Below are 9,477 nucleotides of genomic sequence, written 5' to 3' on the forward strand. Positions count from 1 at the left end.
CCTCTAGCCCCATCTGACGGGCTACCCCACCAGCTCGTGCACCGGCATGCGTCGCGGGTCCCCACCCGGATGCGATGGAGGCCCAACACACCATCTGATGGGTAGACCCATCCGGTGGCGGGTTGGCCAGCGCGATCCCGGTTCGCCAACCCACCATCTCGTGGGCATACCCACCACCCGTCGCCCCTGGAGCAGCCGCCCCACCCTTGGGGACCGCGTCTTTGAGCACCCACCAACCACGCAGAGCCCGCCGAAACGGTTGATGGGTGCTCAAAGTCGATGTTCGTGCCCAAAGAGCAGCGGACCCACCTTCGGGCGCGATGACGGTCGTGGGCGTTCGCCGGAAGGGGGGTGGGAAGGCGGTTGGCGTCGCGGTCCGAGCGGGGTGGTGTTGTCGGCGTGGCGGACGTCCGCCACTGACTAACTGCTCCGGCGTGGCTCCGGCGGGCGTTGATCAGGCGTGCGTGGAGCGGCGGCGTGCTGGTTGGACAGTGCTGGCGGTCCGGTTGGCCGATGGGACTGCCGGCGGTCGAGGCGATGGCGGGGCAGACGGGTGGTTATCAGATGGAGCTTGGTGGGTGCCGCGGGCGGCCCCCCAGGGTGTGGGGCCGGACCTCCACCACCCAGTAACCCTGGTGATCCGGAGTTCGGGCGGCTGCGCCAGGCGTGCGGGCCGACCCCGGCTGGGGTTGGTGGGTGCTGGCGGTCCGCCCCGGCCCGGGTTAGCGGGTGGCGGGGTAGACGGCGCCGGTGTATTTCTCGCCGGGGCCGGAGCCGGGCTCGTCCGGGATGCTCGAGGCTTCTTTGAAGGCGAGTTGGAGGGAGCGGAGGCCGTCGCGGAGGGGGGCGGCGTGGTGGTGGCCGAGGGACGGGGCGGCGGCGTCGAGGAGGCCGGCGAGGGCGTCGATCAGGGAGCGGGCCTCGTCCAGGTCCTTGTGTTCGGGGAGGTCCTCGGCCAGGCCGAGGTTGACGGCGGCCGCGCTCAGCAGGTGCAGGGCGGCGGTCGAGATGATCTCCACACTCGGTACGTCGGCGATGTCGCGGGAGGCCGTGCCAGAACCAGGCCCAGCATCAGTGGCGGACGGCGGAGTGGAGAGTTCGTCGGTCATGGTGTTACTGTTGCATAGCGACCGATCCGGTCTGGCGGTGCCCCATGGGTGGAATACCCGAGGAGTTCCGGTGGTTGGATCCAAGCGGAGGGCCACCTCCCACCCAGCTGATGAACAGTCGGCGGGTCCCGGTCACGCCGAGACTCCGGTCTTGGCGAATCGTACGGCGTACCGATCGTTCAAACGGTTGGCACGCCGGGGATCAGGGAATTGGGCCTTCGTGTGTTAGTCGCACGGAGGCCTTCGTCGTTTCTTGAGGAGACCTCGAGCGGCGAAGAGGTGGTACCGGAATCAGAACAACCCAGGAGGACCCATCACCATTGAACTGCGCGTCAACGAGCGCATCCGCGTTCCCGAGGTGCGTCTGGTCGGACCGAACGGTGAGCAGGTAGGCATCGTCCGGATCGAGGACGCACTGCGGTTGGCACAGGAAGCCGATCTCGACCTGGTCGAGGTTGCGGCCACGGCACGCCCGCCGGTCTGCAAGCTGATGGATTTCGGCAAGTACAAGTACGAGACCGCGCAGAAGGCGCGCGAGTCCCGCCGGAACCAGACCAACACCGTCATCAAAGAGATGAAGCTGCGGCCGAAGATCGACCCGCACGACTACGAGACCAAGAAGGGTCACGTCGTCCGCTTCCTCCGTGCCGGTGACAAGGTGAAGATCACCATCATGTTCCGCGGTCGCGAGCAGTCGCGGCCGGAGCTCGGCTTCCGGCTGCTGCAGCGGCTGGCCGAGGACGTCAGCGAGCTCGGCTTCGTGGAGTCGAACGCCCGCCAGGACGGCCGGAACATGATCATGGTTCTCGGACCTCACAAGAAGAAGTCCGAGGCGCGCGTGGACGTGGATGCCGAGAAGGCGAAGAAGCAGGCCGAGCGTGAGGCCGAGCTGGAAGCGGAGCGCGTCGAGCGCGCCGCCCAGGTCAAGGCTCACGAGGCCGAGGTCGCCGCCGGTGCCACGAAGAAGCCGAAGGGTCCGGCAGACAACCTCGACCCGGAGTGAAGGACTGCTCCGGCTGCCTGCCGGAGCACCGTCACTGTCCGAGTTCGAGTCAACGAAAGAACAATTCAGGAGTTCATTAGCCATGCCGAAGATGAAGACCCACTCGGGGATGAAGAAGCGCGTCCGGGTCACGGGCTCGGGCAAGCTGCGCCGCGAGCAGACCGGTGTCCGCCACCTCGCCGAGGCGAAGTCGTCGAAGCGTAAGCGCCGGCTGAGCGGCACGGTCGAGGTTGCGCCGTCGTTCGCCAAGAAGGCCAAGAAGCTTCTCGGCATCTGAGGCTCCCGCCTCGCGGGGCCTCGTGGCCCTTCCCCCGAACATCCCGCCGTACCGGCCCAGCCCGGTCGCGGCGCAGAACCAAGGAGTAACACCTCATGGCACGCGTGAAGCGGGCAGTCAACGCCCACAAGAAGCGCCGGGTCGTACTCGAGCAGGCCAGCGGCTACCGCGGCCAGCGCTCGCGGCTGTACCGCAAGGCCAAGGAGCAGGTCACCCACTCGCTCGTCTACGCCTACCGTGACCGCAAGGCGCGCAAGGGCGACTTCCGCAAGCTGTGGATCCAGCGCATCAACGCTGCGGTCCGCGCCGAGGACCTGACCTACAACCGTTTCATCCAGGGTCTGCGCCTGGCCGAGATCGAGGTCGACCGCAAGATCCTCGCCGACATGGCTGTCAACGACCCGGCGGCGTTCTCCGCGATCGTGCAGCTGGCCAAGGCCGCCCTGCCGGCCGACGTCAACGCGCCGACCAGCGCGGCCTGAGCACTACCGTTTCCGGACGTAGCACCCGAGTGGCGAGCCCTGGTCTGCTGACCGCGCAATCCGTGCGGATCAAGCAGGCCCGGCGGCTCGCCACTCGCGCGTTCCGCCGCAAGACCGGCCGCTTCCTGGCCGAAGGCCCGCAGGCGGTCCGCGAAGCCCTCGAGCATCGTGAACTCGTCCTCGAGGTGTACGCCGAACCGTCCGTGGCAACGCGGCATCGCGATCTGCGCGACCTCGCCGCCGCGGCCGACGTACCGTGGTTCGACGTCGATCGGGCCGGTGCCGAGGCGTTGAGCGAAACCGTCACCTCACAAGGTGTCGTCGCCGTCTGCTCCCTTGTCGACGTCTCGCTGGAGCAGGCGGTTCTCCCGACTGCCCGCCTGGTCGCCGCCGGCTTCCAGGTGCGCGACCCCGGCAACGTCGGGACATTGATCCGTACGGCGGACGCCGCCGGCGCGGATGCCGTCGTACTGTCGACTGAGTCGGTCGACCCGCACAATCCGAAGGCCGTCCGGGCCAGCGTCGGCAGCATATTCCACCTGCCGATCACCGTCGACGCCGACCTCGCCACCGCCGCCACCGCCTGGCGCGCCCAAGGACTCCAGGTCCTCGCCGCCGACGGCTACGGCACCACCGACCTCGACACCTGCATCGACGACGGCACCCTCGCCAAACCCACGGTCTGGCTCTTCGGCAACGAAGCCCACGGTCTCCCCGACGGTTTCGACGCCTTCGTCGACCACTCCGTCAAGGTCCCGATCTACGGCCGCGCCGAGTCCCTCAACCTCGCCACCGCTGCCGCCATCTGCCTCTACGCCTCGGCCCGAGCCCAACGCCGATGACACCGTTCGACCTGCCCGGACAGTTCTGGCGGGGCAACCTGCACACCCATTCGAATGAGTCCGACGGCGCGTTCTCGCCCGCGGAGACGGTGCGGATCTACCGTGACGCCGGGTACGACTTTCTGGCTGTCACTGACCACTTCCGGGCAGAGTACGGCTTTCCGGTGACGGACACCCGGGAGCTGCGGACGGCGGCGTTCACGACGTTGATCGGTGCGGAGTTGCACGCACCACGGACGGAGGCGGGGCCGTCCTGGCACATCGTCGCTGTGGGCCTGCCCTTGGACTTCCAGCCGCCGGCACCAGAGGAGACCGGCCCGGAGCTCGCCCGGCGGGCACGTGCGGCCGGTGCCTTTGTCGGGATGGCACATCCCGCCGCGTCGCTGCTGACGGCCGTGGATGCCGAGAGCCTGGATGCGGCCCACTCCGTCGAGGTCTACAACGCGCTCGCCGACCGGGAGAACCGAGGTGACAGCTGGCACCTCACCGACGTGTTGCTGAACCGCGGGCACCGGCTGACGGCGTACGCGGCGGACGACGCACACCTGCAGCCCCAGGACCCGCCACCCTGTGCGGCCTGGGTCCAGGTGCGCAGCGAGTCCCTCGAACCGGACGCACTGCTGGCCGCGCTGATCGCCGGCCACTTCTACTCCAGCACCGGCCCCGAGCTGTACGACGTACGGATCGATGGCGACCTGGTGCGGGTGCAGTGCTCGGCGGCCGTGAAGGTGCTGCTCAGCGGTGGTGCGCCAGGAGCCCAGGTGGCACAGGGCTCCGGGCTGACCGACTGCACGTTGCCACTGGCAATGTTCCGCGGGAAGCACTGTCGGGTGACCGTCGAGGACGCTGCGGGTGGACGTGCCTGGACCAACCCCATCCACCTCCCGGTGGAACCGGTTTCGTAGGCCCCTCGTCAATTAAGCTGTCGCCCGACGAAAGGACGTTCGCCATGCTCTGGCCCGCACTGCGAGCCCTCGCCCACGGTGCCCTCTCCGCTGAGCAGCTGACCTGGCTGCGGGAGCGGTTCGGGCTCATCGACTCCCCGCGGACCGAGGGGCCGGGAGCTGCCCAGAGCATTGCGCACGTGAACCGCACTGACCCCGAAGGTACGCCGGTCGTCCTCGACCTGGCACGGACCGGAGAGTCGGGCTGGGTGCTCACGCTGTTCCACACCGGCGAGCAGCCGAACGCGGACAGCGTCGAGTCGCTCCGCACCGCGTTCCGGGCCGCGATCGCACAGCTCGGCCTGACGCTGGTCGAGATCGAGCCCGCCGGCTCGGCCGACGAGGTGTACGTCGCGCCGGTCGGCTCCGGTACGGCGGAGTCCGCGTTCGCCGCGCACTGGGAGCTGCCTGGTGAGCTGGAGCAGGTGTGGTCGCACGTCGGCGTACTGGCGGACGCGCCGCGGGACGTGCTGGAGGTCAAGCTGCGTGAGCTGATGCAGACCCCCGCCTGGGCGTCGGCACCGGCGGGCCTCCGGCAACAGGCAGAGGACTTCTTGCATGGCGACTGAGCCGCTGCCGCCGGTCGGCTCGGCGGAGCGGCAGGAACGGCAGCGCATTGGTGAGGCGCTGCTGTTCGACGACGGCAAGGTCACCACGACGCCCCAGGCGAAGACCGTCGCGATCGAGGCGCTGGCGGCGCGGATGCGCTCGTCGACACCCGAGCTGGTGCTGGCGTCGATGGGTCTCACCGTCGGCAACGACATGGCCAGCAGGCTGGGCGACAGCCGCTACGTGCTCCTCGCTCACAACGAGCGCTACCCGTCGCTGGGCGCTGACGTCCTGCATGTCGACGAGCTGCGGTCCGCGCAGCACCGCGAGCAGGCGCACCGCGCGATCCGGATGGACACCGAGCGGGCCGACCAGGTGGTCCGGATGATCTCGACCAGTGAGCTCATGGGTGCGTGGTCGTACGGGTCGAACAACAACATCCGCGTACTGGCGCTGCAGGAGGTGACCCGCGACGAGTTCGGGCTGCAGGACGCCATGGACTGGCACATGGATCCCACCACTCGCTCGAAGGTCGATCTCGAGCTCGACTACAACCGCGACGCACTGCGGGACTTCCTCCGCACGCAGTACCAGATGACGCAGGAGACCCTGGCAGCGCGCGGAATCACCGAGGTGTACTCCTACCGTGCGCTGAGCTGGGAAGAGGGTGCGCCGCGACCGGACTGGGTCGACGAGAACAACATCGGCAGCGTGATCGAGGCGCGGCAGCGACCGCTGGCCAGCTGGTCGGCGGACCGGCAGGTGGTCGCCGACTGGCTGGAGGAGCGCCGAGGCCATGGCGTGATCCTCGCCGCGCGGCACTCCACGCAGGACATCTTCTCGGTGCCGACCACCGGGATGGGGTATCTCGGGCAGAAGGAATGGGTGACGCTTCCGGGCGACCACACGGCCACCGTCGACGGTGTGATCTCGCACCTCGGCGTCGGCGACCGCGAACAGTCCGCAGCGGCAGGCATCCGGCTCGGCGGCCCGGCCCTGGACGGCATCACAGCCGGTACGACGACGCAACGACAAGCTGCTGCGTTGTCGTGGCAGCTGTCACCGCTGGTGCTGCCGCAGACCGGACCGGACGCGCTCGACCAGCGCATCGCCCGCATTCTCGACGGTGCGGAAGAGGGTCCGTCGTGGTGGCCGCGTGACGACTCCGGCTACGCCATCGCCCGGCGCGACATCGAGTTCCTGCAGATCAGCCCGCAACAGGTGCGCTGGATGATGACCGGTGAGTCCCCGCTGGGCCTGACGCCCGAGCTGTACCGAGAGTTCGGCTCCGAGATGCTGGAAGCGCTCGAACGGGACGGCGTCGACGCGTCTCAGGTCGACATCCGGTTGAAGGGAACGGGCGCCGAGTTCTACTCCGGACTGCACAAGACGCTGCCCACCGAGGCTGAGCTGGCCGGCAACCCGGAAGCGCTGCAGCGGATGCAGGACTGGTTCGGCGACGACCAGAACCGGCCGCTGCGGCGTCCGTACGACTCGATGTACCGGCTCGGCCTGGCCCCGGAGCCGAGTGACTTCGACCTGGACATCAACAGTAGCGCCGCGGTGCGGGCCGCACGGTCGCACTGGCGCGAGAACCACAACGACCGCTACCCGGGCGATTTCATGGGTGGCCATGGGTACCTGGACAACCAGGCCGTCCGCGGTTCGCTGCCCAACCTGTCCGACTGGTCGAAGCGTTGGGAGGACAAACTCGGCCGCCCGCTGTCCCTCGGCGTCTTCGAGTCCTCCGGCCCGTTCGACGCCACCGTCCTCGGCCGCGAGCTCTCCTCGCACTTCAAGGACACCGATTGGGTCATCCATCATCCCCAGACCCCGATGGCCTGGAACACCCCGCAGTCGCGGATGGTCGAGCCCGCCATCACCAGTACGCCGACCACCGGTCCGCAGACGGGCGCGTCCGCCGTACCGGCTCTGGGGGAGGCCTCCGAGCGTCCCGACCATCTCCGCCGCGGAACGACCGGCGCCGCCCGGGGTCGCGCCGGCGGCCGGGGCTGAGCGTCAGCCCTCGACGCGGGCGGCGAGGCCTTCGAGGACCAGGTCGAGGCCGTAGGTGAAGGAGTCGTAGAACATGGCGTCGACGTCGCCGGTGGTACGGCGGCGGGCGGACTCCTGCATGATCGGGTCGGCGATGGACTCGGTGCGCTCGCGTACTTCGGCGGCCAACTGGTCGAGGGACTGGCCGCCGCGGCGGGCCATTTCGCGGGTGGCGACCTCGCCACCGGTGCTGCCGAGGACGAAGGACATCACGGTGCCGAGCGCGAAGTCGGCGGTGCGGCCGGTGATGCCGGCGGCGGCGATCAGGGCCAGGCCGCGGGTGCCCATCGTCATGGCGTTCGGGCCCATGCTCGGGCGGGTGTACATCACCTCGGGGAGCCAGGGGTGCCGCATGATCGTGGCGCGCATGCTGTGCGCGAACAGCAGCAGGCCGCTGCGCCAGCCGGCGAGTTCCGGCTCGGGGATGTCGATCTCGCCCCAGACCTCGTCGATGAGCAGGTCGATCAGGTCGTCCTTGGTCGGGACGTGCCAGTAGACGCTGGTGGCGCCGGAGCCGAGTTTGGCGGCGAGCTTGCGCATGCTGAGGCCGGCCACGCCCTCGGTGTCGAGTGATTCCAGGGCGGCACGCACGATCTGCTCGCGGGTGAGCGTCTCGCGGGCGGGGGCCGCCTTCGGCTGCCGGGTCCAGATCGATTCCTTCACGGGAAACATCCTACTGGAACACTGTGCGAGTTGTGTCGTACAGTGTGCGAGTGACTAGTACACCGTTCGAGTCGGCCGCTGCCGAGACTACTGCCGGGCATCCACGTCGCTGGTGGATCCTGCTGATCCTGTGTCTGAGCCTGATGGTGCTTGTCGTCGACAACACCGTGCTCAACCTGGCCATCCCGTCGCTGATGCGCGATCTGGGCGCCACTCCCGCCCACATCCAATGGGTGATCGACGCCTACATCCTGGCTTTCGCGGGGCTCCTGCTGACCGCGGGCAGTCTGTCCGATCGCTTCGGCCGCCGGAAGATGCTGCTGATCGGCCTGGTCCTGTTCGGGGCCGCGTCGCTGCTGGCCACGATGGCCGAGACTCCCTGGCAGCTGATCGCCTGCCGCGGGCTGATGGGGGTCGGTGGTTCCCTGCTGATGCCGAGCACGCTGTCGCTGCTCTTCACCGTGTTCCCGCCGGAGGAGCAGCGCAAGGCGATGGCCGGCTGGTCGATGGTCGCGATGGTCGGGGTGATCGCCGGCCCGACCATCGGTGGCGTCCTGCTGAACCACTTCTGGTGGGGTTCGATCTTCCTGCTCAACGTCCCGATCGCCGTGGTCGCGATCATCGGTGCCGTCGTCCTGATCCCGGAATCCCGCGGCCCGGCCCGGAACGTCGACCCGATCGGCGCCGTACTGACTGTCATCGGGATGGCGTCGGTCGTGTGGGCGATCATCGAGATTCCCACCAACGGGTTCGGTTCGGCGCAAGTCCTTGGTGGGCTGGCTGTCGGGGCCGCTGCACTGACGGCGTTCGCGCTCTGGGAGAAGCGGAGTGCGCATCCGATGGTCCCGCTCGAGCTCTTCAAGGACCGCCGGTTCAGCGGGACCAGCTTCTCGATCGTGCTGCTGTCCTTCACCGCAGGCGGTCTGATGCTCGCCCTGACCCAGTACCTGCAGTTCGTCCTCGGCTACAGCCCACTGAAGGCCGGCCTGGCCCTTATCCCGTACGCCGTCGCCGCGACCGTGTTCAACGTGCTCGGCGCGACGTTGGGTAAGAAGCTCGCCGACCGCACGCTGATCGCCCTCGGGCTGGCAGTCATCGGCGGCGCGTTCGCGATCCTGTCCCAGGTCTCCGGTACGACGGGCTACGGGCTGCTGATCGCCGGCCTGATGGTGATGGGGATCGGCGGTGGGCTCGCTGGACCGGCGGCGTACACGCTGTTGATGCAGGCGGTCCCGGCCGAGCACCGCGGGGTCGGTTCCGCGATGAACGACACCGTCCAGCAGACCGGCGGTGCGCTGTCGGTCGCCGTACTGGGGAGTGTCCTGGCTGCTGCCTACTCCGCCAACCTCCCGGACGCCGTTCCCGAGGCAGCGCGCGACTCGATTGCCGCCACCCTCGCCCTCGGCCCCGAGTTCGTCGCCGCAGCCCGAGACTCCTTCACCAGCGCCATGACCATAGCCATGACAGTAGGCCTGGTCGGAGCGCTAGCCGGAGCCCTGGTCGCCCTGGCCGTCCTCCCACGCCGCTCACCCGCCGACCCCAGCACCCCAACC

Annotated in this window: 10 protein-coding genes; 8 read left to right on the forward strand and 2 right to left on the reverse strand. The window is 68.8% G+C overall.

Annotated features, from left to right (window positions below; genetic code table 11):
* Positions 1 to 722: 722 nt before the first annotated feature.
* A complete protein-coding gene (locus E1261_RS40135; protein WP_132414994.1) occupies positions 723 to 1,109 on the reverse strand; it encodes a DUF1844 domain-containing protein in 387 nt (128 codons plus the stop codon).
* A gap of 358 nt (positions 1,110 to 1,467) precedes the next feature.
* Between E1261_RS40135 and infC the strand changes: the two genes are divergently transcribed.
* The 7 genes from infC (at position 1,468) to E1261_RS40170 (ending at position 7,222) form a co-directional block, all read left to right on the forward strand.
* Positions 1,468 to 2,112: a translation initiation factor IF-3 gene (infC, locus tag E1261_RS40140; RefSeq protein WP_476703275.1), complete on the forward strand. Its 645-nt coding sequence runs from the start codon at positions 1,468 to 1,470 to the stop codon at positions 2,110 to 2,112.
* Positions 2,113 to 2,194: 82 nt separating this feature from the next.
* Positions 2,195 to 2,389 carry a 50S ribosomal protein L35 gene (rpmI, locus tag E1261_RS40145; RefSeq protein ID WP_132169842.1) on the forward strand — a complete coding sequence of 65 codons (195 nt, stop codon included), beginning with the start codon at positions 2,195 to 2,197 and terminating at the stop codon, positions 2,387 to 2,389.
* 95 nt (positions 2,390 to 2,484) lie between these two features.
* The gene (rplT, locus tag E1261_RS40150; protein WP_132414996.1) at positions 2,485 to 2,871 is read left to right on the forward strand and encodes a 50S ribosomal protein L20; all 387 of its coding nucleotides are present in this window, start codon (positions 2,485 to 2,487) and stop codon (positions 2,869 to 2,871) included.
* Positions 2,872 to 2,900: 29 nt separating this feature from the next.
* Positions 2,901 to 3,713, forward strand: coding sequence for a TrmH family RNA methyltransferase (locus tag E1261_RS40155; protein ID WP_132414997.1), 813 nt, complete (start codon positions 2,901 to 2,903; stop codon positions 3,711 to 3,713).
* Entirely contained in the window at positions 3,710 to 4,618 is a 909-nt protein-coding gene (locus E1261_RS40160; protein WP_165952811.1) for a CehA/McbA family metallohydrolase, read from the forward strand. Before E1261_RS40155 ends, E1261_RS40160 begins: the two co-directional genes overlap by 4 nt.
* Before the next feature lie 44 nt (positions 4,619 to 4,662).
* Positions 4,663 to 5,226 carry a hypothetical protein gene (locus tag E1261_RS46165; RefSeq protein ID WP_202875423.1) on the forward strand — a complete coding sequence of 188 codons (564 nt, stop codon included), beginning with the start codon at positions 4,663 to 4,665 and terminating at the stop codon, positions 5,224 to 5,226.
* Positions 5,216 to 7,222 (forward strand): hypothetical protein, encoded by a 2,007-nt coding sequence (locus E1261_RS40170; protein WP_132414998.1) that lies wholly within the window; start codon positions 5,216 to 5,218, stop codon positions 7,220 to 7,222. Before E1261_RS46165 ends, E1261_RS40170 begins: the two co-directional genes overlap by 11 nt.
* A 3-nt stretch (positions 7,223 to 7,225) precedes the next feature.
* Here E1261_RS40170 and E1261_RS40175 read toward each other — a convergent pair whose 3' ends face one another.
* Positions 7,226 to 7,924, reverse strand: a complete 699-nt coding sequence (locus tag E1261_RS40175) for a TetR/AcrR family transcriptional regulator C-terminal domain-containing protein (RefSeq protein WP_238176742.1) — start codon at positions 7,922 to 7,924, stop codon at positions 7,226 to 7,228.
* A gap of 50 nt (positions 7,925 to 7,974) precedes the next feature.
* Between E1261_RS40175 and E1261_RS40180 the strand changes: the two genes are divergently transcribed.
* On the forward strand, positions 7,975 to 9,477 hold a 1,503-nt coding region (locus tag E1261_RS40180), incomplete at its 3' end, for an MFS transporter (RefSeq protein WP_238176743.1).

Source organism: Kribbella albertanoniae, from assembly GCF_004348455.1.
GTDB lineage: Bacteria > Actinomycetota > Actinomycetes > Propionibacteriales > Kribbellaceae > Kribbella > Kribbella albertanoniae.

Coding starts and splice junctions, on each gene's coding strand:
- E1261_RS40135 (WP_132414994.1), bottom strand. CDS start 1,109: ATGACCGACGAACTCTCCACTCCGCCGTCCGCCACTGATGCTGGGCCT.
- rpmI (WP_132169842.1), top strand. CDS start 2,195: ATGCCGAAGATGAAGACCCACTCGGGGATGAAGAAGCGCGTCCGGGTC.
- rplT (WP_132414996.1), top strand. CDS start 2,485: ATGGCACGCGTGAAGCGGGCAGTCAACGCCCACAAGAAGCGCCGGGTC.
- E1261_RS40160 (WP_165952811.1), top strand. CDS start 3,710: ATGACACCGTTCGACCTGCCCGGACAGTTCTGGCGGGGCAACCTGCAC.
- E1261_RS46165 (WP_202875423.1), top strand. CDS start 4,663: ATGCTCTGGCCCGCACTGCGAGCCCTCGCCCACGGTGCCCTCTCCGCT.
- E1261_RS40170 (WP_132414998.1), top strand. CDS start 5,216: ATGGCGACTGAGCCGCTGCCGCCGGTCGGCTCGGCGGAGCGGCAGGAA.